Here is a 24,910-nt window from a genome sequence, read left to right as displayed (position 1 = left end):
GATCTATAGAGTCAGACGTATAATGACGTCCAGCATTTCGTCAAAACATGGACCCAATGCTTCCTCATCGACTGCGTGGCAGTACACCCCTTGAAGCTGATCGGCTCTGAAATCACCTGCTAAGTCTGCATCATCCAGCATTCTAGGGTCGTTCGCCATACGCATCAGAAGATCTTCCCCTTGCTCATTATCCGGTCCAGTTGACGAAGTGAGAGAGGAGCCTAAACCCAACGTGAATACGTATATATCCTCACCACGAGCTGCTGTCGCGATATCCTCAAGTAAATTTCGAGCGACACGATTAACACGAATGTAGAGATCGTTGGCAGAGTGTGTGCTTGGGTTGTATTGAGTGACAGGCCGGTCAGGGTGGCTTGGGTTTAGTACATTGAATTCGGTCGCGCTAGCGCTATGGGCGGTATAGTAGTCAGGCAACTCAGCAATATAATCATCAATATCGCTTCCTTCATAACCTGAACCTGGTAATTGAGTGGCAATTGCATCGTGATACCACAACCCTCTTGGTGTACCGCTAGACTCGTCGCTGGAGCGAATGGCTCCTGTGTAATTCGTGCTGGTACCAACAAAGTCGAATTCTGAAGCGAAGGTGTTTGGCGCACCGTCGGTAAAGAATACAATGACTTTTAGATTAGCAGGGTCAGTCACATTCCTCAGAGCATCTAATGCTAAGTAAATGCCCTCTGAAGAGTTCGTGTATTGCAAGCTGGAGAGGCTGCCAAAATCAAATGCGTCGATCTCGGTAGTAATGTCGCTGCGACTATGGCCCCTGGAACTTTGGAAAGCAACGGGGACTTCTGCACCATAGGCGTATTTAACTAATGCAATGCGGTCAAAGCTCTCATTGAAATTGGTGATGAAGTCCTTGGAGCGAGCAACAACATCATCCGTTACATCGCCGATAGAGCCTAACCTCAATGAAGTGGTGTTATCAACGACTAACACTAAATCAACTGGCCTACGCACAGTTTGCGCAGTGGCACTAATTTCTAAAGAGCTGTGGCCAAAAACACCTAAGAAAGTAGTGCTGACCTCGGCAGACGCGGATAAATCAATGGAGATATTACCAAATGAGTCATAGCCAAACGTTACTGTTGGACTTGCAGTTGTACTGTCATGGTAGTCTGTGGGTAAATTGGCATTGTAAAACTTAATTGCTGCGTCTCTGGCGGCATCTTCACCCTCAGCGACAGCTCGTGCAGCGGCAATACCAGCAGCATCGACAGCAGCGAATAATTTTGCTTTGACTAAAAAAGCACGACCACTGTCGATAGCAGTCCCTGTTGCTAAAATTAGGAAAGGTGCGGCTATTACGGATATTAATGCCACCAAACCTTTTGACTTACGTATGCTCGCTAAGCGTTGTTTGAAAGGCATAAACTTCGTCCTTATAAGTAAGTAAAATCGCTCATCACAAATGAGCTGTCGTATAGATAGTTGGTCAATGGCGTATATTCGTAATGTATTTCAACCACATAAACGGATTCGTTATCTGCCAAAGTGATTGGAAAATCAGTCAGCTCAGGGAGTGGATCAGGCAGTTCACATTGATTATTTGTCCAAGTCGTACACTGGTCCCACGTTGAGCTGCTATGAACCAGTCCCGAGTTACTCCATACATATTGTTCGCTAACATATGGATCTGCAGATTCTTGACCAACAACCAGCGTAATGTACATAACCCCATCACTGTTCATGTCCAATGGAGCCGATGTTGTCGCGACCAAAGTCATAATCTCATCTGGGGTATTGGTACTGGTTCGCGAGACTAAGTTTGCGGCCTCTCTGCTCATCCCTATCATCACACTGTTGGATTGCAACAATTGCGTCACCTCAATGATTCCCCCAATCAAGACCAGCATAAAAGGTGTGATTAGCGCCATTTCAACGGCGGCAAAGCCACCTTGTTTTTTGGGGAGAGATCTAGATATACGCATAAATCAAAATGCCTCGTTTCTCATCGCCGTACTGACGGTAAATTGATATTTACCACCTTCAACAAATGGGTAGGTGAGTGGGCTGGCAGCAGGCCATTCGCAGTCCAAATGAATCGCGATGATGTCACCGGCACTACCAAAAGATGCGACAGCGTTGCCATCGATATCTTCAACACGTATGTCGTCGACATTCATCACTTGTTCTAGGTAGCCGTTAGAGGCGTCAGAGATCATTTGAATGACGGCCGCTTCACGATCACCATTGCCGTCTGGGTCGAGATCTGAACGGCCAGTGACGGCGTAACGCGCACCTTCTCGGACTGCATTCTGCATAGTCAGTTTGACGTAGCCGTATACCGAGAGATCAAGAATGGTCATGAAAATAGCGAAGAAGAAACTTGCAGCAAGAGCAAACTCGACAATAGAGCCACCAAATTGCTTGCGGCGATGTCGTACTGGGCGGTGTGGCTTGTTTTTAGGCGAATTGACTCTGCAATTTGACTTGCCAGTTTGTACCTGTATTGAGTTATGGATGTACGATCTCATACTCACACCTACTTAACCTAAAAACAGTCAATCACACAAACGTGTTGAGCCTCAAATTAGAAAAAGGCCAATGTAGTAGGTATAGCCTGATTTGACCCAATTTCCAGTGGTAAATTGGGGGTTAGACTAGGTGCTCTAGTGCAAATTTGTTAAGTAAGAAAGGCCTGTGTTGATAGATATAAAAAATAAACTTTAGTTGTTCAGTACATTAGATGTTATGTAGAAGATTATAGTTTGATAAAGGAATATATTCCGCCTAGGTGAAAGAACAAAAAGTTTTCAGGATTGAGAAGTATAAAGGTGCTTTCTGGGGAAGCAGGAACGAAGGGAGACAAACTAACTCATACTTTCGTTCAGAAGCACTGAAAGGAAAGGAGCCCAACTGGCGGGGCTCCTGCATTGGTTACTTGTTCTTCTTACCAACACCGAGATTTTGCTTCTGTTGAAGCGTGATTTTTTCAAATCCTAGCTTTCTAAAGTGGTTGTCGCGGTAATTGCGCATTGCCTTAGTATCTGACACCGCTTCAATTTGCTGTTCCATCTTAAGGAACTCGGAAATATCAATACCTTCTGCTTCGGCCACTGCTTCATGAATATTACGATGTTGCTGATATGAAAAAGTCAGCGTTTTGTCTTCACCCTTATAGGTATACAGGATTGTGCGAGCCATATGTCTTTCTCTTAAGATAACTGAGGCCAGCTGAGCTGGCCTTTGATTGCGCTAGATTCTGCCTTGAAGAGGAATGATTGTCACGCTTTCTCCGACTTTTACTGTATCGATCGCTGGCGAAACTTCGATTAAACAATTGGCCTCACTCATTGAACGCAAAATGCCAGAACCTTGTTTCCCTGTGCTCCTGACGGTCAATTGCCCCTGAGGATCTATCTCATAAACGCCACGGCTGAACTCAGTACGGCCTTGACGAGAACGTAAGTCTTCAAGTGCGACCGCGTTGACTTTCAAAGGCTGCCAACCTTGCTCTCCTTGCATTTTACGCAGCGCAGGCTCAATAAAGTTAATGAACGACACCATCACGGCTACGGGATTGCCCGGTAGGCCGAAGAAGGGTTTATCGTTCACCTGACCATAGGCCAGCGGGCGACCCGGCCTCATATTGATGCGCCAAAAGTCAATGCTGCCCAATTTATCTAAAGCGAGTTTGATGAAGTCGGCATCACCGACAGAAACACCACCTGACGTGACAATGGCATCCGCTTGAGCCGAGGCAGCTTGCAGGGCCTCCGTCATGCTCTGTTCATTGTCTTCGAGGATACCAAGGTCGAGGATCTCACAGCCTAATTTTTCTAACAGGCCAAGTAGGGTAAAGCGGTTGGAGTCATAAATAGAGTTTGGTGCTTGCTCGGTACCCGGCGCCTGCACTTCATCGCCTGTAGAGAACACTGCGACTTTCAGGCGGCGAAAAACAGGACACTCTGCAAAACCCAAAGAGGCGATCATCCCCATTTCAGGTGATTCTAGTCTTTTACCTTGACTGAAAACCACACTGTCTACTGGAAGGTCCTCACCAGCCTGACGAACATTTTGACCAGCTTTAATTGATGCACCCGCAAAAGAAACCTGATTTCCAGTTTGCTTTGCCTGCTCACGCATTACTACGGTGTCCCCACCTTCTGGCGTTGGCGCGCCAGTCATGATTTTTACCGCTTCACCTTTGTGAAGAGGTGCATCGTAGGCGTGGCCAGCAAGCACTTCAGCAACGACGGTGTATTGTTCTCTTTCCACATCATCGCCGCGAATGGCATAGCCATCCATTGCTGAGTTAGTGTATTGAGGCACGTTAATTGGCGAGTGGATATCTCTAGCCAGTACTCGTCCGTAGCTTTGCTCAATAGCGCATGTTTCCACGCCTGCCAGGGATTGAACTGAGGAAAGGATTTTGTCTTGCCCTTCGCTGACAGAAAGAAATGCAGGAGACAAAGTGTCGCAACAGCCTGTAGTCTTAGCGACTTGCTCTCGCTTCTCGGGCTTGACGTAGTCGCAAACAAAACGCGCGATTGCATCAAGATCATTAATATTCATCTGAGGAAGGGATACATCTTCAACATGCGTGTCTGCAGCGATAGCGATGATGTTACTGTCGTTAGGGTGCAGCCAAGGTTTGCCCACTTCTTCTCTGTGCAGCTCGATTTTTGGAAAGGCGATGTTTTTGCACCCTTCAACCAAGATGACGTCTAACGTGTCCGTATCGAAGCGGCTAAGTAGGTACTCAAATTCAGATTCAGCTTCGGGAGTTTCAGTCATTAACGCGTAGCGATTACGAGATGAAATGAGCATCTGAGAGGCGCCAGCTTTACGTAGTCGGAAGCTGTCTTTGCCTTCTTTATCTACATCAAAATTATGGTGTGCGTGTTTTAGCATACCAATGCGTAATCCTGCCTGAGTTAATCTTGGCAACAAAGCTTCCAACAGCGTGGTTTTACCGGTTCCAGAATAAGCAGCAAACCCCAGAATTGGGATAGGGAGCGAGTGTTTCATGAATGTATGGTTCCAAATTGTGCCAGTTCTTCAGGGGTGTTCAGGTTAACGAAACAATCCGTCGCATCGCTAAAATCCACATAGTGCGTCTTGCACTCTTTATAAAGAAGAATGATTTTTCTATCGCCACGTTCAAGAAACGCGGTCAGTTTCGGCAGTACACGCTTGTGGTAGAGCGTGAAGACGGGCTGCTGATAGTCACCGTCATGGGCGACCAGAATGTCAGAATCTTCTTTGACTGCAGAGCAAAAACGAGCGACCAAATCCATGCTGATCTGTGGGCTGTCGCAGGGAACAAACCCGACCCAGTCTTTAGTTGCTGCCGCTAGACCTGCGTGAATACCGCCCATAGGCCCAGGGAAACCTTTGATTTTATCGCCGACCACGACACCATACTTTGAATAGGTATCTTGATTGCGGTTTGCATTGACCATGATGTCAGAGACTTGTGTGGACAGTCGTTCATATACATGTTGAATCAAAGGCTTATTGTCGAGTTCAATAAGGCCTTTGTCTTTTCCGCCCATACGTCTAGCTTGACCGCCAGCTAAAATAACCCAACTAGTTTGCGTTGGAAGAAGCATAAGTGTTCTCTTGCCTTGTATCTTTAATAACGTGTAGCAGTGGCGACTCTATCAGAGTCGTATCTTTAATCCACCACTGCCTGCGGCATAAGTCTGTCAGTGCATTTTCCTGGTGACTAGTGATAACGATACTTGATCCCCGAGCCAGAAGATCTTTCGCCATTATCACCAACCTATCAATGGACTCTTGATCGAGAGATGCACTAGGCTCATCCATCAAAAGAATGGATGGTTTGAGTATCCAGGCTCTGGCCATCGCAACGCGTTGTTTCTCGCCTCCCGAAAGCACAGAAATATGTTCATCCGCTAAAGTTTCCAAGCCTACCATGCGTAACGCAGTAATAACTTGAGCTCGCTTAATTTTAAGTGATTCTTGTTGGTATCTGATGCCATAGACGACATTTTGATAAACCGTGCCATCAAACAGGTAAGGCGATTGGTGCAGATAGATAACGTCTTTTCTTCCTGTTCGGCTAAAAAATCGCTTAACCCAAGTATCATAGGGGGCGTTGACGTGCCCAGTTGTGGGCTTCGCCAGACCAGACAGAATTTTGAGTAGCGTCGTTTTTCCAACCCCGTTGTCACCTTTCAGGTAGATGGCGTCGTTAGGACCAATGCTCAAAGTGGGAATATGAAAGAGTACCCGTTCTTTAAAGCGCATCGAAATATCTTGTGCCGTGATTTTGATGGTCATAATTCGCCTTTACGTTCTGAGGTAGCCTTTGCCGCGCATACTGGTCAGGAAAAAGTTGAGGGCAAGCGCCAGCGCGAGTAGAACCATGCCCAGAGCCACACCTTGGGCGAAAGCGCCTTTATGGCTCTCCATCGCGATCGCGGTTGGGATGTTACGCGTCATCCCCATAATGTTTCCGCCCACCATAGTGGAACAGCCAACTTCAGTCACAATGCGTGAAAACGCTGCGATAGTAGCTGCCATGAGTGGAAACCTTGTTTCCCAAATCATGGTCGCCGCAAGGCGTGAAGGGGATGCTCCCAGTGTAATGGCCGTTTCGACAGCGCGGCGATCGCTGGATTGCAGCGCACCGTGCATCATAGAGACCAGAACCGGAAAGCCGATCAACATTTGACCTACGATCATCGCTCGCTGGGTAAACAGCATTTGCCAGTCCCCGAGAGGACCTGAGCGAGATAACATCATGTAAAGGAGTAGGCCAATTACAACGGTTGGAACTGCTTGTAACGTATTAATCAGGGACAAAAAAATCCACTTTCCGCGAAAATCTGTATAAGCAAGAATGAAAGAAAATAGAATCGCCGGCAGCAGTACCAGTGAAATGGCCGTAATGGAGACGCTGAAGGAGACCGCTACGATCTCCCACAGCTCCTGATCAAAGCTGGCCAATAACGCCAAGGCGTCTATTGTTGTCTTCCCTAAGGTCATAACGGGTTACTTTTCGTTTGCATTGGCAACAAACAATTGTTTGCCATGCAACTTATAGTCGTTGATTAGCTTCTGTCCTTTAGGGTTGACCAACCAATCACTGAAAACTTTAGCCCCTTGATAATTGATGCTTGGGTAACGTTCTGGGTTCACCAAAATTACCTGATAAGGGTTAAACAACTTTTGATCGCCTTGAAACAGGATCTTGAGATCGAGTTTATTGTTGTACGCCAGCCAAGTACCACGGTCAGTCATGGTGTAGCCTTGCATCTCATTCGCCATGTTCAGAGTAGGGCCCATTCCCTGACCCACCGAGCGATAGCCGCCAAAGTTTGGCTCGACTTTGGTCTGTTGCCAAATCCCTTTTTCTTTTTTGTGTGTGCCTGAATCGTCACCACGGGAAATAAAGGTCGCGTTCATATTAGCGATGTGCTTAAACGCTTCCGCTACGTTGTGTGAGTCGTGAACTTTGGCTGGGTCAGCGTCCGGACCGACAATCACAAAGTCGTTGTACATGAGTTTACGAGGTAAGACGCCATAACCATTTTGAACAAAATTGGCTTCTGCTTTAGGGGCGTGAGTCATAACTAAATCGACATCGCCATTTTCACCCATTTTGAGTGATTTCCCCGTGCCCGCTGCGATGACATCGACTTGGTAGCCCGTTTCTTTTTCAAACTGAGGGAGTAAATAATCCAGCAGTCCAGAATGGTAGGTGCTGGTGGTGGTCGCCAAGCGAATGTGATGGCTGTCATCCGCCGCAAAGGCTGAAGAACTGATAAAGGCTAAAGACGCCGCTGCAATGGTAAAAGTTGTTGCTTTCATGGCTATTCATTCCGTACTAACTTTATTGCTCAAATGACCGCTTCTGAGCGATCTATCGAGGGCTTTATGTTTAACGCCTATGAATAGCAATCTTGATGCCAATAAACACCGAATATCTTTATCTTAAATATCAATGAGATAGTGTTTGCAAATTTGATGTGGGACAAAATGTCGCACGTTAATTCTCGTCGTCCTAAATTTTCTTGGTACACTCTGTCCCAATTACAATAACGAGTAATGAGTCAATATGTCCCCAACGTTAGATCCCAATAAAGTGGCGCAATATCAAGCATTTTCTGTATTAGTGGTTGATGATGAAGTCGGAATGCAGACGATTCTCAAGAAAGCACTCAGCAAGTGGTTTTCGAGAGTGGACACGTCGGGGAGTATTGAGGAAGCGGAGTCGCTTAGGGTCGTCAACCACTATGATTTGATCATACTGGATATTAACTTGCCGGGGCGCTCAGGAATCGACTGGGAAGAGGCGTTTAACGACGAAGACCGAAAGTCAGATGTGATTTTCATGACGGGTTATGCCGATTTGGAAACGGCGATTTCAGCACTTAAGCTCGGTGCTTCCGACTTTATTCTCAAACCTTTTAACCTTGATCAGATGCTCAAAGCGGTACAACGCTGCATGGATAAGCGCCTGAACGATCGGCTCCAATACGCACTAAAACATGACTTCAAGCGACTGATAAAAACTGACATGGTTGGCAGTTCAGAAAAAACGCGCCAACTGAAACAGCTTATTACTCAATTTGCCCCTTCACGTGCGTCTGTATTAATCGAAGGTGAATCCGGCACAGGTAAAGAGCTGGTCGCTCGTGGTGTTCACGATGCGAGTCAGCGAACAGGGCCGTTTGTACCTATCAACTGCGGCGCGATAGCACCTGAGTTGCTTGAAAGTGAGCTATTCGGTCATACATCCGGTGCTTTCACTGGTGCGAAAAAAAACCGCGAAGGGTTATTTAGAGTCGCTAGCGGCGGCACCTTGTTTCTTGATGAGATTGGCGAGATGCCATTGCAAATGCAGTCGGCATTGTTGCGTGTTCTCGAACAAAGAACGATTCGCCCCGTGGGCAGTGAAAAAGAGATCAGCGTTGACGTCAGAGTCGTGGCGGCTACCAATCGAAACTTGGCAGAGGAAGTGTCGAAGGGCAATTTCCGCCAAGATCTCTTTTATCGATTGAATGTGCTTAAAATCGATGTCGCGCCGCTTAGAGAACGCAAAGCCGACTTGCTTGATTTGGTCCCTTTCTTTACCCGTTTATTAGCGGCTGAACTGGGTATGCCTGACCCTAAGTGGGCGCATGAAGATATTATCGCGATGAACGACTATGACTGGCCGGGCAACATTCGTGAACTTAAAAACTTGATTGAACGTTGTATTTTACTTGGCAAGCCACCGGCGCATTATTGGCGAGAAGTGAATGGATACCTGCCTCAAACGCATGTGTCTGTGACTGTATCTAGCGGCAGTGCTGTGCTGGACTTACCTGATGATAGCGGAGCCAAAGAAGGTTACCCCAATAGCTGGTCGCTCAAGGAAGTTGAAAGAGCGCATATTCAACAACTGGTTGATTACCACGATGGAAACAAATCCGCGGCCTCACGTGATTTAGGCGTGGCGCGCAAGACACTAGAGCGCAAATTTAAAGAGTGGGAAATGGCGGAGTCCAACTATGCCGAGTAAAGGCGGCTTGTGGTCCAAGTGGCGTTATCGATTCAAAACCATGGTTCGTTATCGCCTCATGTTTCTGACTTCTGCGCCAATCTTACTCACATTGATTGCTCTCATTGGAATTACAGTTTACTGGTCAATTCACTACACCTGGCAGAGTGCATTGCTTGATGTTTCTGAGCGCTTAGGTGTGGCGCAAAATAGCATTGAATTGATACAAGAAAAACAAGCCAATCACGTTAAGGCGTTTGCTGAGTCTTATGGGTTTGTATCGAGAGTGAAGCAAGTCGGTGACACTCAAGAGTTTGAACGTTGGGTTTCTGAGCAAAAGAAGCGGTATAAGTTGGATTTTCTTCGATTTCATCGCGTTGATACGATTGAAAAAAAGTTCCGCTATCTCGATTTGACTCGTAAGGAGTCGTTCTTTGATGTCTTAGAACAAGATGAGCTGAATTGGCTTGATCCTGAATTAGCCAGACGAGCGCAAATTCCAATCCTGAAAAGTCAGCGAGTCGAAGGTCGAGGGCTGGTCAGCCGTACAGTAATTACGATTTACAACCGCCATAATGACATTATTGGCTTTCTCGATGGCGGATTGCTGCTCAACAACAGTACGGTATTGGTCGACCAAATTCGTGACCTGATTTATCCAACAAAAGAAGACAGCTTGCGCCCAGTTGGCACCTTGACGGTTTTTCTTGATGATCTTCGAGTCAGCACGAATGTTCCTCTCGACAGTGAAGGGAGAATCGGTCGTGCGATTGGTACTCGCGTATCACCTCAGGTTAATCGAACGGTGCTGCATGAAGGCAAAGAATGGGTAAACAGAGCCTATGTTTATGATGCTTGGTATATCACCGCGTATCAGCCGATTCGAGACCAATACGACAATGTTATTGGCATGCTTTATACCGGGTATTTGTTGTGGCCATTTGTTGAAGCTTATATGACCAACATTGCTGAAATCTCCATTACGACACTGGTGCTGCTGCTGGTGTCTGGGTTAATGGTATATCGAGGGTCGCGTGATTTGTTCAATCCAATCGAGCACATTCACCGAGTCGTAAAGATGATTCAGCTGGGGAAAGAAACTCGCATTGGTCCGCTTGGGCTTGATGAAAATCATGAGTTGGCACAACTGGCAAAACAGTTTGATAACATGCTCGATTTGCTCAACCAAAGAAAGAATGAGTTAAAGGCGGCCGCAGGAGAGCTGGAAGAAAAAGTACAGGAGCGGACGGCGAGCCTTAAAGAAAAAACAGAAGAGTTGGAACTTCATATTCAGCTTCTCAATCAGACCCGTGACAAGTTGGTCATTAATGAGAAATTGGCGGCACTAGGCGAGCTGACGGCTGGCATCGCCCACGAAATTAACAACCCCACAGCGGTTATTCTCGGCAACGTTGAATTGATGCAGTTTGAATTAGGTAACGACTCTCAGCGAGTACAAGAGGAAATTGACGCGATCCACGCTCAGATTGATCGAGTCAGGAACATCACCCGAAGTTTGCTGCAATACAGTCGCCAAGGTGGAGTGCAAGATGAGATAACTTGGCAGCACATCAACCCGATTATCGAAGAAAGTATCACTTTGGTGAAAACGGGTTCTAAAAAGCGTGCGGTACAGTTCATCACTGATCTTAAAGCTAAAAACTCGGTGGAGGTTAATCGCCACCAACTGCTGCAAATTCTGGTCAACCTTGAAATGAACGGCATTCATGCGATGAGTGGAGAAGGTACACTGACGATAAGCAGTGAAGATTGGATTGAAAACGATCAGGAATTGGGCGCTATTATTCACGTCGCTGACGAAGGTTGCGGTATCAAACCAGAAAATTTAGCGCGTATTTTCTCACCTTTTTATACAACGAAGCGGGAAGGAACCGGGCTGGGTTTATCCGTTTCCCAGAGCATTCTTAGCCAAACTGGCGGGGAACTCAAAGCCGAGTCTGAATGGGGCATAGGCAGTAAGTTCAGTATATACCTGCCACAGCGAGCAGACACATCTTTGAAAATCACCAATCTGTAATCATCTCCGGTGTTGGCGCTGGGCAAGATTGCCCAACGCCGGCACGTTTTGAAAATAATTTCTTTTTACTGCATCCAAATTGCGTCGCCGTACGTCTCTTGTCTGAAACTGTCGTTTATTTAAGGAGAAGACATGAAGCGTCACCTGACTTTGACCAGCCTAGCCATGCTAATTGCAAGTGCATCAGCATTGGCTTCACCTCAGCTTGATCCAAGCATCACGCATCAGCCTAAAGATAATGTGATTAACGTCTATGGACCAGGAGGCCCTGATACTGCTTTGCGTCACGCTGCTGAAGCTTTCACCAAGAAAAGTGGTGTACAGGTCAATGTGATTGCCGGTCCCGAGTCGAAATGGACTCAGGATGCACAAAAGAATGCTGACCTAATCTTTGGTTCCTCTGAACAATCAATGAGTGCTTTTGTTGAAACGTATCCTTTCATCACCAATCAGGATGTGGAGCCGATATATCTTCGCCGCGCAGTCATTGCTGTTCCAAAAGGAAATCCTAAAAACATTTCGGGGATTAAAGATTTGCTGGATAAGCCCTCACGTATTGTCGTTACTGAAGGATTAGGCGTGTACAACACATCCGGAACAGGTGTCTGGGAAGATGTTGCAGGTCGAACGGGGTCACTGGCTGATGTTCAAAACTTCCGTGAGAAGATCATTGCGTACGCCAAGGGCAGTGGTGCAAGTTTTAAAGCGTTTCAACAGCAGAGCGCGGACGCTTGGATTACATGGATTCACTGGCCTCTGAATCATGCGGACAAGGTTGACTACGTTGAAATAGAGCCAGAGCGACGCATCTACCGTGATCTAACCCTGGCTAAAACGAAAGGGGCAGATCCGCAAACTCAAGACTTCATCAATTTTGTCAACAGCAGTGAAGGTCGCCCCTTTTTCACCCGCGAAGGCTGGACCCGATAATAAGGAAAACAACAATGAAAGCACTATTCGTTTCAATACTAATGCTCATTCCAACCAGCTACGCCATGGCGTCAGCATCGACAGTCGATACTGGCTTCGGCGAGGTATACGCGGATGATACAGGTAAATCTCTTTACACTTTTGCTAAGGACCCAATCGGGAAATCGGTATGTAAGGGAGACTGTGAGGCGTTATGGCCACCACTATTGGCTGAAGGGCACAATAGTATGCAGTTCGCGGGTCAGGCAGGTTTCAGTCAGATTGTTCGTGCAGATGGCGCCAAACAGTGGGCATTAGAAGGAAAACCACTGTACCGATGGGTTAAAGATAAGCGGCCGGGGGATATTTCGGGTGCAGGTGTCAAAGGTGTGTGGCCACTTGCCCGAGCAGACGATGTGACGATTAAACTGTTTAACGATGGTAAGCGCCGCTTCTTGGTCGATAGTAGTAACCAAACACTCTATACGTTCGATAAAGACAAGATGAACAAGTCAGCATGTTATGGGGATTGCGAAGTGAAATGGCCGCCAGCATACGTTGATTCTAAGCTGACCGAGAAAGGCATCGACAGCCTAAAATTAACCGGAGGGTTTGGGATTACGCAGCGAAATGATCACTCATACCAATGGACATTTGAGGGCAAGCCGCTTTATCGTTGGTTTAAAGACCAGAATCCGGGTGACACCAGTGGTGATGGTGTGAAAAACGTTTGGCACCTTGTTACCCAATGAGGAAAGTGTGAGTACAGATAAACAGCAAATAGGTTTACTGCTTTCCAAAGTAGCGCTTCGAGACCGGGAGGCTTTCGAAGCGCTCTATCAGTTAACCAGCACAAAACTTTTCAGCTTGATTTGCAGTGTTGTAAAAGACGAGCAAGTCGCAGCGGAATTACTTCAGGAAGGCTTCGTTAAACTTTGGTATAGCGACCACCGATACCCATTAGATTATCCATGGGCGTGGCTGTGTCAAAGTATGAGGAACCTTGCTATTGATGAAGTCAGGAAACGTAGCAGGCGAGGAGAAGAGCCGCTGGAAAAGTCATTGGATCAAGTTGATCGGCAAGCTGTATCGACTTCAGATTCTGGGCTCGATCGATGTTTACATTCTCTCAGCGAAGAGAAGCGAAATGCGATAGTGCTAGCGTACCAACACGGTATGAGCCATCAGGAGATCGTCCAACACATTAAAACACCACTTGGCACGGTAAAGTCTTGGATTCGCCGTGGGCTACAGGAGCTGAAACGATGTCTGACCGATTAACGAGCCGCCGTTACCAGAACTCTGAGCTAAGAGATAAGCTGGCCAGTGAATACGTCTTGGGGACGCAAACGCCTCGGGTACGACGAAGGTTGGAAACTTTGATGCAAGCAGACCCGACGTGGTGGGAGCATGTAGAACAGTGGCAACAGCATTTATCTGGTCTAAATCCTTCCACAGAACTTGGAACGTCTGAACATGGCCTAAAACGCCCACCGAAACGGGTTTGGAAAAATATCGCTGAGCAAACATTTAGTCCTAGTCGTGGGGCAAAGCGTATACGTTGGTGGTGGCTACCAACAGGTATGGCACTCTCTTTATTTGCGGGTGTTTGGCTGCAACCGATTTTGTTGCAAAATCCGTTACCTGTTGAAACCGTTCAGGTACGTCCTGTGAGTTATTTGGCCATGATGTCTTCAGAAACCCAGAAGAATCATTTTGCGCTGGTGGCATACCAAGGCGATAAACCCGGCCAATCAAGTCTGCGCATGCAACGCAATCTAAACATGGATAAAGTGCCGATGGATAGGGCGATGGTATGGATGAGAAACTCAGAGACTGGTGAACTCCAACTGATCGATAGTTTGCAAAACGTGAATGACGTTCGTTATATGTCGCCTACAGAGTGGCAGGCGTTGAAGAACAGCTCTGAACTATTGGTGACCGCAAATCGCGATCCAGAGAGTGAAGTCTTGTATCGCGGACGTTGCGTCGAGTTAAGTAGCTGGCAAGCAATTTAAACCACATAAGAAAAGCGCCCTTTAAAGGGCGTTTGTTTTTTAGAGCAACCATCAACGGTGGCAAAAAGTCTCTTGAAAAGGAAATGGATTTGAACAATTGATGTAGTTCACAGTTCCAAACTGCTATACTCTGCGCAAATTCTTATCTGTTTCAATAATGATTTCTCTATCCTTATGAAAAGTATAGATAAATTGTAGGGGGATACTCTCATCATAAGTACAAATAACATCACGCAGCAATTTGGTGCAAAACCACTGTTCGAAAACATTTCAGTGAAATTTGGCGAAGGTAATCGTTACGGCCTGATTGGTGCTAACGGTTGTGGTAAGTCGACTTTCATGAAGATTCTGAGCGGTGAGTTAGACCCGACTGGAGGTAACGTTAGTTACGATCCAAATGAGCGTGTTGCTAAACTGAATCAGGATCAGTTCGCTTATGAAGAGTTTACGGTTATCGATACCGTTATCATGGGCTACAAAGAGCTGTGGAAGGTAAAGCAAGAGCGTGACCGTATTTATTCTCTGCCAGAGATGAACGAAGAAGACGGAATCAAAGTTGCTGAGCTTGAAGTTGAATTTGCTGAGATGGACGGATACATGGCCGACGCAAAAGCAGGTGAACTTCTTTTAGCTGTTGGTATACCAGAAGAGCAGCATTACGGCTTGATGAGCGAAGTTGCTCCGGGCTGGAAACTGCGTGTGCTTCTTGCTCAGGTTCTGTTCGCAGACCCACATATTATGCTTCTTGACGAACCAACCAACAACTTGGATATGGATACTATCCGTTGGTTGGAAGAAACGCTGAACCAGCGTAACTGCACCATGATTATCATCTCGCACGATCGTCACTTCTTAAACTCTGTATGTACTCATATGGCTGACCTAGACTACGGTGAATTGCGTGTCTACCCGGGTAACTATGATGAATACATGACGGCTGCCTCTCAGGCTCGTGAGCGTCTGCTGTCTGATAATGCGAAGAAGAAAGCGCAAATTGCTGAGCTACAAACCTTCGTTGCCCGCTTCTCTGCAAACGCATCTAAAGCTAAACAGGCGACTTCTCGTGCTAAACAGATCGACAAGATTCAGCTAGAAGAAGTGAAAGCATCAAGCCGCCAAAACCCGTTTATTCGCTTTGAGCAGTCTAAAGAGTTATTCCGTAATGCTCTAATTGTAGAAAACCTCTCTCAAGGTTTTGAAGACGATCTATTCTCAGATTTCAACGCAATTTTCGAAGTTGGTGAGCGCGTTGCAATTATCGGTGAGAACGGCGTAGGTAAAACGACGCTTCTCAACACATTGGCGGGTGCTCTTGAACCACGTTCTGGTGAGTTCAAATGGTCTGAAAACTCTAACATCGGTTATTACGCTCAGGATCATGCTGAAGATTTTGCTGAAGATATGAATCTGATGGATTGGATGGGCCAGTGGCGTCAGGAAGGTGAAGATGAGCAGGTTGTACGCAGTTTCCTAGGGCGTATGCTGTTCTCTCAAGACGACATCAAAAAGTCTGTTCAGGTACTGTCTGGTGGTGAACAGGGTCGAATGCTTCTTGGTAAAATCATGATGCATAAACCAAATATGTTGTTAATGGATGAGCCAACTAACCACATGGATATGGAATCCATCGAGTCGTTGAACTCGGCACTTGAGCAATATAAAGGTACCTTGTTCTTCGTTTCGCATGATCGAGTGTTTGTTGACTCTTTGGCGACGCGCATTATTGAAATCAAAGACAACAAGATCACTGATTTCAAAGGAACGTATGCTGAATTCCTGAAATCACGTGGTATAGACGGTTAATTAGCTGACATCACAAAAGCAAAAAGCTCCATAATAGATATGGAGCTTTTTTATTGCTTATTCACAACGAAACTTACCTTCTAAATATTATTTCTGCTTTTTACTTCAATGCGTTAAGAATGGTTAAGCATTATTAATCATAAAGCTTTCTCTAAATGGTAGATTAGCGAAAAGGATAGAGATACTTTCAGTTGCATTGGCTAATGTCCGAATTTATCCAAGGTCAGCGCTATGCTGGTCAAACTGAAAGGTGTCTCTCATGAAAAAATTACTCGTCTTGTTAAGTATTGCTGTAGCGGCAGGTTGTGCTTCTTCATACACCGCAGAAGTGTCGCAAAAAGTGGTCGATGGAAAAGTCCAAGTCACCTACACTGATGAAGAATCGTTTGACGAGTCAACGAACCTTCAGCGCTTTGCTCAATGGAACAAAGAGCTAAGTTATTGCCCGTCAACGTATACAGTAAAATCAACGTCCACGACGTCTGACCGATTTACCATTACTGTCATGTGTGACTAAGTGGTGGAGATATTTGTGACTTATGATTCTTGGATCAAAAATCACTTATCAGGCCTCAAAGGAGCTTGAACGAGCTCCTTTACAAAGTAGATAGCCGCTTACAGTTCTTCTGTTGATAAATCCGAAGCTGAGGCTATATCCGCAATGCGACTGAGCATAGCGAGGGAAGTAGAGTGAGCTTCTTTTGAAGAGGCGGCACAACAGTCTTCCAAGATGGTGATTTTATAGTCTCGGTCATGACCTTCTCTGGCTGTGGATTGAATTGCCCATTCTGTACTTACACCCGCAAGAAACAGCTGTGTCACGTGGTTAGCTCGTAGCGTGGCCTCTAATGATGTGTTATAAAACGCACTAATTCTTGGTTTCACAATGATCGAATCATCTTCTCGAACGTCGACATCGCTATGAAATTCAGTACCAAAGCTCCCCAGTTGTAACGCTTGATACTGGTCTGCCCTACCAAATATAGGCGAGGACTTGGGCTGCGCCGAATAGTTGGTATCAAAACCTACTTTGATGTGAACCACTAACCAGTTGTTTTTTCTCGCATAGTTCAACGCATGATTGGTATTAGTGATTGTCTCCATCTCACTAGCAAGCTGAGCACAGCTTGGTATCTTACCGTCGGGATGAACAATATCGTTGATTAAATCGATTATTAGGATCGCTTTAGACATAGGAGTCTCCTAAATATGAACTGGCTTGAGGGCGGGTATTGACTTATTAGCGATAGTATTGAATCGAGCGATGGAAGAATGGTGTTAAAGTTTAATTTTCAAAAATGGAAAAAACTTAACCGATGATTTCAAAAAAGAAAAGAGCCACATGAGAGGCTCTTTTAAAATGGGGTGACTTGTTTATTGTTTATGGCCCCAATCTTCTGGGTCACTGATGTAGGTGACGCCACCATCCATCATAAGATCGCTAGTGGTCATAAAGGCTGAGTCATCGCTGGCAAGGAATAGCGCAGCGCCAGCCACTTCTTCGACCGCGCCTTTTCTTCCGAGAGGAATTCCGTCTTTAGCAACTTGGTCAACCTGGTCTCGGTAATCAACCTTGTCCCAAATTTCAGTTTCGGTTACACCGGGTGAAATGGTATTGGCGCGGATTTTTTTATGAGTGAGTCCACAGGCAAAGCTCTTAGTTAGAGAAGAGATAGCTGCTTTTGAGGCGTTGTAAGGCGCTTGGTTCCAACTGGCATGTATCGCACCAACAGAGGAAATAGAAATAACCGATGCTCCTTCACTCAATAGTGGCGCTGAATATTGCATAGTAAAGAAAGCGCCTTTAACGTTGAGTGCAAACATGTCGTCAAAGTCTTGTTCAGTTGTTTCTGTAAACGGCTTTAGTTGATAGGCCCCCGCATTAACAACCAATACATCCAGTTCAGAAAACTCTCTTTTAAGCAATTCATACGCTGAAGCAATATCTTCCACTTTGGAAATGTCTGCGACCACTTCGAGTGCTTTGTTCGAGAAGTACTCTCTATTAATTGTTTCCAACTTTTCGGCATTTCGTCCGTTAATAGCAATTGTCGCGCCTTCTTCAAAGAAACGACGCGCAATAGCTAAGCCGATGCCTGAAGTTGCTCCAGTAATGAACGCTTTTTTTCCTGTTAGTTTCATAATATTCCTTCAATAGGTGAATGGTTGAAGATGGACAATCTCTAGTGTTATAGGGTTCGCAAACCTCAGCTGTTTGTAGGGGAAGAGGTAGTGAGTTTGTGCATTCTTGTGACGATAAATACATTTTGACGACTGATTAACACATAACTAATACAAAATGCTCTAAATGGATTTAGTCATACTAAAACAATATGTTAGGTACATGTTTAAGATGAATGTAAGGGGAAAGTCAGCAGTGTAGAAAGTTTGATTTGTGCTAAAGGAACTAGCTATAACATTTATGAAAATGTCAGTGCTGATTAGAGCCTCATGAAAGATGCCGGCGAGAAAACGGAGCGTTGTAGATCAAGTTACTTAATCACGAATTGAAGCCGCTAATTGATTGAAAAAATTCAAATTGCTCCAGATCGTCAACTATATTGATGAAGACGGTCTATACAAATAGAAAATACAAAGACTACTGGAGCATAAAATGGGTGAATTTTTTGTCATCGGGATCGATCTATTCTCAGGGCTTTTCATTATCGCGATTGGGCTTGGTGTAATCAGTGTTCTGTACATGTACGTTGCAGACAAACGCCAGCACAAACATGCCATTCGACACAACTATCCTGTCATTGGGCGTTTTCGCTACTTGTTTGAGAAACAGGGAGAGTTCTTCAGGCAATATTTCTTTGCTATGGACAGAGAGGAGATGCCATTCAATCGTGCAGAACGTAGCTGGGTATACAAAGCGGCGAAAAATGTTGATCGTACGATAGCTTTCGGCTCGACCCGTAATCTGGACGCGACGGGCACCATCATGTTTATGAACTGCGCGTTTCCCACTTTGGAGGAAGATGCCGTATCCCCAGCCGCGGTCACCATCGGTGAAGGTTGCCGAACGCCTTATACCACGTCATCGATTTTCAATATCTCCGGAATGAGTTTTGGTGCCTTATCAAAGCCTGCGGTTCGAGCCTTGTCTAAAGGCGCAAAGATCGCCGGATGCTGGATGAATACGGGAGAGGGCGGCTTAAGCTCGTATCACTTGGAAGGCGATTGCGACATTGTGTTCCAGATCGGGACAGCTAAATACGGCGTTCGAGACGAAGAAGGCCATCTTTCTGATGACAAACTGCGAGAACTGGCCGCACATGATAATGTCAGAATGTTTGAGATAAAAATCAGTCAGGGAGCGAAACCGGGCAAAGGCGGCATGCTACCCGGGCGCAAAGTCACAGCTGAAATTGCTCAAATTCGCGGTATCCCTCAGGGGCACGACTCTATCAGCCCGAATGGGCATAAAGATATCCGTAATGTTGGCGATTTACTTGATATGATCCAACGTATTCGAGAGGTGACGGGCAAACCCGTTGGCTTTAAGAGTGTCATTGGCTCTCAAGTATGGTTCAAAGATCTTCTCGATGAAATAGAGAGGCGAGGCCATGACAGTGCCCCCGATTTTATTACGATTGATAGCGCTGACGGCGGCACCGGCGCCGCGCCTCAACCACTGATGGATTACGTAGGGCTGCCGTTGAAAGAAAGCCTGCCTCTGGTAGTAAATTTACTTAGTGAGCGTGGTCTAATCCCGAGAATTAAAGTGGTTGCCTCTGGCAAGCTCATCACGCCTTCCAAAGTAGCTTGGGCGATTGCTCTAGGTGCCGATTTTGTTGTTTCTGCTCGAGGCCACATGTTTGCACTGGGTTGTATTCAGGCGCTGCAATGCAATAAAGATACGTGCCCGACAGGCATCACCACTCATGACGTGCGCCTGCAACAAGGATTGAACGTTGAAGACAAAATGGAGCGTGTCGCGAATTACAACAAATACATCCACTACGGTATTGGCTTGATCGCTCACTCATGTGGCGTGACCAACGCCCGTGATTTGGCTCGCGAACATATACGTATTGTTAAAGAAGACGGATTATCCGTCGCATTGGATGAGTTGTACCAAAATCACCGATAGCCTCAATGTGCTCATTGGATTTATGAGCACATTCTTTTCCCCTCATGAACTCCCATCTCATAAATTGTCTGTACTTTCGTGTTTTTATGTATTTATTTCGTCAATATTAATGTTGTTATCTACTTGTTTTTGCTGAATGCATTCACCCCGCAGATATGTGTATTGTTTGATATTTGAGCTGCTGAGATAATCCTGCCCCTAATTGAAACAGCAGACAAAGTTATCGAGCAATCCCTTGATAGCCGTATTATTCACCAGTAAAGGAGCTACACGTGTCATCTGTTGTGGAACAGGCTGATTTGCATCAGCCAATCGAGCTGCGCAGTGGCCTCGGCCATCATTCGCGCATCGTCCCGCAAATTCTTCAGCCTCAAAATGGTATGGAGCTGCAACAAGTTATTGAACAGGCGTATTTAAAAAAACTGCCTGTTTATCCTGTCGGGAAAGGCAACAACTGGGGGTACGGTTACAAAACACCTGCCAGTGATGGTTGTACGTTACTCGATCTTAGCGGCATGAACCGAATACTGAGCTTTGATGAAGAGCTTGGAGTTATTGAGGTCGAGCCGGGTGTAACACAAGGTCAAGTGTCTGGATATCTCAAACATACGCCATGGATGTTGGATTGCACGGGAGCAGGGCCAGATACCAGCCTGATGGGGAATATATTAGAGAGAGGATTTGGTCACGGTCCTGTTGGTAACCGAAGCCAACACTTTACGATTAGCGAATTAATCTTAGCCAATGGCAAGGTGATGAAGCTAAACCAGAGCGCGCGATATTGTGGCCGAGCAGGCCTTGCTGCCAATCTTCACGAGTTGTTCACTCAGAACAATATTGCCGTGATCAGCAAAATTAAGTTCGAACTGATGCTTAGGCCAGAAGCGAGCTTACGTTGTTTAGTACGCCTGAAAAGCGCGAATGATTTACCTGCCTATATCGATATCATGCGCCGCCTGAAATCAGAAGGCAGCATTGATGGTTTGCCTCACTTGGGTAACACCTACCGAATGCTAACCATGATGGAACGATTCAATTTTACCAAATGGAGCACGAGTGATGGTGCAAACCAGGCGGATATTGAATCGCTGTGCAACCAATACAACTTATCTCCTTGGTCGGGTGCGTTTGTGATCATAGGCACTACGGCAGTAGCAAAAGCTAAAGCCGCACGTGTAAAAGCACTGCTTAAGCCCATCGCTAAAGTAAATGTAGTTAGCTTGGCAAAGCTGAAACAAATGAACCAAATAGCAATCAGTGCCAGTCGTTTGCTTGGGCGCTTGTCCGTGTACCAGCGCTTGCAGGGTAGTCTCAATGAGTTTACTGAGATGATGGATATGCTCGAGGGGAACCCTAAAGATTTGGCCCTCAAAGGTTGCTATTGGCGCTATCGTGGAAACATTCCAGAAAAAATGAACCCTGTGGAAGACGGAGCTGGCTTTTTTTGGGTTGCACCTACGTTGCCGATGGTCGGCGAAGACGTTGAAAAATGTATGCGTTTGTCACAGCAAGCCTTCGACAAAGCAGGGTTTGAATTTGGTGTCACGTTAACCGCCGTCAATGCTTACATGTGTCAGGCGATTATCAGTATTTACTATGACTCTGGTAATCCTGATGAAGTTACCAGAGCGACCGATTTAGTACGTAAATTGCGCGCCTTATATCGACGCTACCAGTGGCCGTGTTATCGACGTGCCGTTGATGAAATGCCATTCAATAGTGAATTCGAGCTGGAGCAAGACGCATTAGAACTGCGCAGCCGTATTAAAGCCGCGTTTGATCCCGATGACATTGTTTCTCCGGGCCGTTATCAGATGGCGGCTTCTTACCAATTTTCGGAGGACAGTTAAGAATGATCTTACCGAGCAAACGCCTTTCCAGAGATAGTGATTTTCTGGAGTTTGCCAAGCACTATCAATCCATATCAGGCAATACGAGCAAGATAGAGCAATTGAAGAGCCGAACGTGTGTTCGTGCGTTTTACGACTCAAAAGGGCAGATGTGTGCAGGGTATAGCGTAAACTGCGACAACCCTTTGGTCTACATCGCGGATTTACCGAAAGACATGGAAGCGCACCCCCTTCAATACGCGACGGAGAACATTGTTGAAGGTGGAGGGCTTTGGGTAGAGCGAGAACTATCTGATTTCGAACGCGGTTTTGTCTTTATCTATGCCAGCTGGGACGCGTACCGTATGAAGAAGCGTTATTTCATGTCAGGTGCACGTAACCCTAAAGTCGCTGAAAGACAGAAGTATATTTACCCCAATATCCTGTTTGAAGGCCCAACTGAGAAGTTTGATTATGTCTGTATGCTTTACTGCCGGCGTCAGTATATTCTGTTCCAGATTGGGCTCTTCATTTCGCGATACTGGATTGCTCAACCGATTAAAAAATGGTTTAGAAACCTGAAAGCAGCGACGACCTGACTTCAATGGAAAGAGCCTAAGATAAGGCTCTTTTACTACCTAGTCCCGCTAAAAAGTTCTAGTTAAAGCCGCCAGCACAATACCAAGGGTGATGGATGTCAGAGGTCGTTTAAAGGCCAGTGTGCCAATAGCCGTCACCAGCAAGGCGACTTTAGCGCCCATATCTCCGGTAATAAACAGTGGCGCTATAATCGCCACTAACACTGAGCCCGACATAGCGGCGATAAACTGCTGAACGCGCTGGCTGATGGGAATGTAAGACATCACATAGATGCCACCCCAGCGAGTAATAATGGTCACGATGGTCATAACTGATATGATCGCCAAGGTGCCTAGATCCGTTGTCTCAATGTTCATCTTTCTTTTCTCCTACAAGCACACCAGCAATGCCTCCGGTTAAAGCACCAACAATCACGTGAGCGTTCTCTGGCAGATACAAATACGCGGCAATGGATGAGAGCGCCGCAGACGCCCAGATAATGTAGGTACCGTTGTCTTTATTACCCTCAAGCACCATGGTAAGCAGGAAACACCCCATGACCATATCAATGCCATAAGCGGATGGGTTTTGAATCGCGTTACCAAAATAAACACCGATCCAAGTGCCGATAATCCAGAAAATCCAAATCGCCAGACCGCCACCAAACAGAATACCTAGTCCTTTCGAGTGTTCTTCGTTAGCAAACGCCTTCATCGACATTGCCCAGTTGGCATCTGAAGCGAGTAACATCACGCCGTAACGTGGCAAAGCCTTCATGGTTTTAATGTGAGGATACAGTGTTGCGCCGATAAGAAGGTGGCGGGCATTGATGGCAAATACCGTGATAGCTAAAGGAAAAACAGGGACATGCGTTCCCCATAGATCTAACGCGCCAAACTGAGATGCGCCAGCAAAAACCAGCGTGCTCATCCACAAAGAAGAAGATTCGCTCAGCCCGACCTGAACGGCCGCCAGACCAAATGCAGTGCCAAAGACCACAACGAATATTGAGATCGGCAGTAAGCTGATAAAGCCTTGTTGCACGGATTGATACTCTAGTTTTAATTCTTTTTCGAGCATGGAGTTAGCCATTTTTATGAGTGATGCAAAGTGAATCAAACAGTAAACTGGAATGATTAAATCGAAAAGCGCATAATTCAGAAATTACCCATTCGAAAATCGAATAATGAATAATCAAGATCTTCAAATTGACTGGTTAAAGAGTTTTGTAGCTATCATAGACGCTGGCTCTCTATCTAATGCAACGGCAAGTGTCCACCGTTCACAATCTGCTGTGAGCATGCATCTAAAAAAACTGGAAAATGCGACGGGTAGGAGACTTATCGTTAGAGGCAGTCGAAGCATAGACTTAACTGAAGAAGGTCAGGTGTTGCTGGGCTATGCTAGGCGTATACTGGATTTGCATTCTGAAGCGCAGGCTGCTTTTCATGGTAATGAGTTAGTCGGTCAGGTGAAATTAGGGGTGCCCGAAGACTATGCTGCGGAGTATCTAACCCCCATATTAAGAAACTTTGCTTCTCGCTTTGCGGGCGTTGAAATCGAACTTGATTGTGAGCAGTCCACTTCATTGATTCCTAGAGTTGAAAGTAACGATCTGGATTTGGCTTTGGTTTCAAGAGATAACGCCAGTAGGGGAACACTGCTCTTTCAGGAGCCAATGGTCTGGGTTGGAGCGCCACAATTTGAAATTTGGCGCAGAGAAACTCTGCCTATTGCCGTTTATGAAAGCTCAAGTCTGGCAAGGCGCAGTGCAATCAACTCGTTGGCTAAGCATGGTCGGCCTTATAAAGTGGTTTACAACAGCTCCAGTGTTGCTGGACAAATTGCAGCAGTTGAGAGCGGGCTTGCTGTAGCGGTGTTTACTCAGTGTAGTGTGCCAGATCATCTCGAAGTATTGGGGCAGGAACATGGATTGGGCCCATTGGAACCAATGGAAGTGGCTGTTTATCGTAGCAAAGCGTCCAAAGGCTCCAGAGCCGTAGACTATCTTCATGATTTGCTAGCGAAGACGTTGAAAACAGTGTCTGTTCGCTAAAGCGTTATCATATCGATAGAGTACGAGAGAGAATGAAATACGCTTGATTTTCAATTATCTCCGTTGATGTGGTGATGCTGAAGCACCAACCACACATT

25 protein-coding genes are annotated in these 24,910 nt (G+C 46.0%); 12 read left to right on the top strand and 13 right to left on the bottom strand.

Going from position 1 to position 24,910, the window contains the following annotated elements:
- Positions 1-3: 3 nt before the first annotated feature.
- The 9 genes from FIU99_RS08655 to FIU99_RS08615 all read right to left on the bottom strand — a co-directional run bounded on the left by FIU99_RS08655 (position 4) and on the right by FIU99_RS08615 (position 7,809).
- The gene (locus tag FIU99_RS08655) at positions 4-1,395 is read right to left on the bottom strand and encodes a vWA domain-containing protein (protein WP_038511267.1); all 1,392 of its coding nucleotides are present in this window, start codon (positions 1,393-1,395) and stop codon (positions 4-6) included.
- Positions 1,396-1,406: 11 nt separating this feature from the next.
- The gene (locus FIU99_RS08650) at positions 1,407-1,955 is read right to left on the bottom strand and encodes a TadE/TadG family type IV pilus assembly protein (protein ID WP_039952436.1); all 549 of its coding nucleotides are present in this window, start codon (positions 1,953-1,955) and stop codon (positions 1,407-1,409) included.
- A gap of 3 nt (positions 1,956-1,958) precedes the next feature.
- Complete coding sequence (locus tag FIU99_RS08645; RefSeq protein WP_080555961.1) at positions 1,959-2,501, bottom strand: TadE family protein; 543 nt, start codon at positions 2,499-2,501, stop codon at positions 1,959-1,961.
- Between the two features lie 403 nt (positions 2,502-2,904).
- Positions 2,905-3,171 carry a DUF2960 domain-containing protein gene (locus FIU99_RS08640; RefSeq protein ID WP_006962330.1) on the bottom strand — a complete coding sequence of 89 codons (267 nt, stop codon included), beginning with the start codon at positions 3,169-3,171 and terminating at the stop codon, positions 2,905-2,907.
- Between the two features lie 51 nt (positions 3,172-3,222).
- Entirely contained in the window at positions 3,223-4,998 is a 1,776-nt protein-coding gene (locus FIU99_RS08635; RefSeq protein WP_006962329.1) for a bifunctional molybdopterin-guanine dinucleotide biosynthesis adaptor protein MobB/molybdopterin molybdotransferase MoeA, read from the bottom strand.
- The gene (mobA, locus tag FIU99_RS08630) at positions 4,995-5,582 is read right to left on the bottom strand and encodes a molybdenum cofactor guanylyltransferase MobA (protein WP_006962328.1); all 588 of its coding nucleotides are present in this window, start codon (positions 5,580-5,582) and stop codon (positions 4,995-4,997) included. The genes FIU99_RS08635 and mobA overlap by 4 nt, the downstream gene beginning before the upstream one ends.
- The gene (locus FIU99_RS08625; protein WP_006962327.1) at positions 5,560-6,276 is read right to left on the bottom strand and encodes an energy-coupling factor ABC transporter ATP-binding protein; all 717 of its coding nucleotides are present in this window, start codon (positions 6,274-6,276) and stop codon (positions 5,560-5,562) included. Before FIU99_RS08625 ends, mobA begins: the two co-directional genes overlap by 23 nt.
- A gap of 9 nt (positions 6,277-6,285) precedes the next feature.
- On the bottom strand, positions 6,286-6,984 hold the full coding sequence (locus FIU99_RS08620; RefSeq protein WP_006962326.1) for an ABC transporter permease: 699 nt from the start codon (positions 6,982-6,984) through the stop codon (positions 6,286-6,288).
- A gap of 6 nt (positions 6,985-6,990) precedes the next feature.
- Positions 6,991-7,809, bottom strand: coding sequence for a substrate-binding domain-containing protein (locus tag FIU99_RS08615; protein ID WP_006962325.1), 819 nt, complete (start codon positions 7,807-7,809; stop codon positions 6,991-6,993).
- 247 nt (positions 7,810-8,056) lie between these two features.
- Between FIU99_RS08615 and FIU99_RS08610 the strand changes: the two genes are divergently transcribed.
- The 8 genes from FIU99_RS08610 (at position 8,057) to FIU99_RS08575 (ending at position 16,769) form a co-directional block, all read left to right on the top strand.
- Positions 8,057-9,505, top strand: a complete 1,449-nt coding sequence (locus FIU99_RS08610) for a sigma-54 dependent transcriptional regulator (RefSeq protein ID WP_006962324.1) — start codon at positions 8,057-8,059, stop codon at positions 9,503-9,505.
- A complete protein-coding gene (locus tag FIU99_RS08605; protein WP_006962323.1) occupies positions 9,495-11,522 on the top strand; it encodes a cache domain-containing protein in 2,028 nt (675 codons plus the stop codon). Before FIU99_RS08610 ends, FIU99_RS08605 begins: the two co-directional genes overlap by 11 nt.
- Before the next feature lie 132 nt (positions 11,523-11,654).
- Entirely contained in the window at positions 11,655-12,452 is a 798-nt protein-coding gene (locus tag FIU99_RS08600; protein ID WP_006962322.1) for a substrate-binding domain-containing protein, read from the top strand.
- Positions 12,453-12,466: 14 nt separating this feature from the next.
- A complete protein-coding gene (locus FIU99_RS08595; protein WP_006962321.1) occupies positions 12,467-13,183 on the top strand; it encodes a hypothetical protein in 717 nt (238 codons plus the stop codon).
- 7 nt (positions 13,184-13,190) lie between these two features.
- Complete coding sequence (locus FIU99_RS08590; RefSeq protein ID WP_021457547.1) at positions 13,191-13,712, top strand: RNA polymerase sigma factor; 522 nt, start codon at positions 13,191-13,193, stop codon at positions 13,710-13,712.
- Positions 13,697-14,449 (top strand): hypothetical protein, encoded by a 753-nt coding sequence (locus tag FIU99_RS08585; RefSeq protein ID WP_006962319.1) that lies wholly within the window; start codon positions 13,697-13,699, stop codon positions 14,447-14,449. Before FIU99_RS08590 ends, FIU99_RS08585 begins: the two co-directional genes overlap by 16 nt.
- 210 nt (positions 14,450-14,659) lie before the next feature.
- A complete protein-coding gene (locus tag FIU99_RS08580) occupies positions 14,660-16,252 on the top strand; it encodes an ABC-F family ATPase (RefSeq protein ID WP_039952433.1) in 1,593 nt (530 codons plus the stop codon).
- A gap of 259 nt (positions 16,253-16,511) precedes the next feature.
- Positions 16,512-16,769, top strand: coding sequence for a hypothetical protein (locus FIU99_RS08575; RefSeq protein ID WP_006962317.1), 258 nt, complete (start codon positions 16,512-16,514; stop codon positions 16,767-16,769).
- Between the two features lie 98 nt (positions 16,770-16,867).
- Here FIU99_RS08575 and FIU99_RS08570 read toward each other — a convergent pair whose 3' ends face one another.
- Both FIU99_RS08570 and FIU99_RS08565 read right to left on the bottom strand, forming a co-directional pair.
- A complete protein-coding gene (locus tag FIU99_RS08570) occupies positions 16,868-17,446 on the bottom strand; it encodes a cysteine hydrolase family protein (protein ID WP_006962316.1) in 579 nt (192 codons plus the stop codon).
- Positions 17,447-17,626: 180 nt separating this feature from the next.
- Positions 17,627-18,394, bottom strand: a complete 768-nt coding sequence (locus tag FIU99_RS08565; RefSeq protein ID WP_006962315.1) for an SDR family NAD(P)-dependent oxidoreductase — start codon at positions 18,392-18,394, stop codon at positions 17,627-17,629.
- 472 nt (positions 18,395-18,866) lie between these two features.
- Here FIU99_RS08565 and FIU99_RS08560 point away from each other — a divergent pair, with 472 nt between their 5' ends.
- From FIU99_RS08560 to FIU99_RS08550, 3 genes are all read left to right on the top strand, one after another.
- On the top strand, positions 18,867-20,348 hold the full coding sequence (locus FIU99_RS08560) for an FMN-binding glutamate synthase family protein (protein WP_006962314.1): 1,482 nt from the start codon (positions 18,867-18,869) through the stop codon (positions 20,346-20,348).
- 272 nt (positions 20,349-20,620) lie between these two features.
- Positions 20,621-22,198: an FAD-binding protein gene (locus tag FIU99_RS08555; protein WP_006962313.1), complete on the top strand. Its 1,578-nt coding sequence runs from the start codon at positions 20,621-20,623 to the stop codon at positions 22,196-22,198.
- Positions 22,199-22,200: 2 nt separating this feature from the next.
- A complete protein-coding gene (locus tag FIU99_RS08550; RefSeq protein ID WP_006962312.1) occupies positions 22,201-22,776 on the top strand; it encodes a hypothetical protein in 576 nt (191 codons plus the stop codon).
- Positions 22,777-22,824: 48 nt separating this feature from the next.
- Here FIU99_RS08550 and FIU99_RS08545 read toward each other — a convergent pair whose 3' ends face one another.
- Both FIU99_RS08545 and FIU99_RS08540 read right to left on the bottom strand, forming a co-directional pair.
- Positions 22,825-23,133 carry an AzlD family protein gene (locus FIU99_RS08545; protein WP_006962311.1) on the bottom strand — a complete coding sequence of 103 codons (309 nt, stop codon included), beginning with the start codon at positions 23,131-23,133 and terminating at the stop codon, positions 22,825-22,827.
- Positions 23,123-23,836 carry an AzlC family ABC transporter permease gene (locus FIU99_RS08540; RefSeq protein ID WP_006962310.1) on the bottom strand — a complete coding sequence of 238 codons (714 nt, stop codon included), beginning with the start codon at positions 23,834-23,836 and terminating at the stop codon, positions 23,123-23,125. Before FIU99_RS08540 ends, FIU99_RS08545 begins: the two co-directional genes overlap by 11 nt.
- A gap of 106 nt (positions 23,837-23,942) precedes the next feature.
- On the opposite strand from FIU99_RS08540, the gene FIU99_RS08535 reads away from it, so the two are divergent.
- A complete protein-coding gene (locus tag FIU99_RS08535) occupies positions 23,943-24,812 on the top strand; it encodes a LysR family transcriptional regulator (protein WP_006962309.1) in 870 nt (289 codons plus the stop codon).
- Positions 24,813-24,910: the final 98 nt, after the last annotated feature.

The organism is Vibrio sp. THAF64 (assembly GCF_009363455.1).
Lineage (GTDB): Bacteria > Pseudomonadota > Gammaproteobacteria > Enterobacterales > Vibrionaceae > Vibrio > Vibrio coralliilyticus.
Note: the sequence above shows the minus strand (reverse complement) of the source record. Positions and strands in the feature narration are given on the sequence as shown.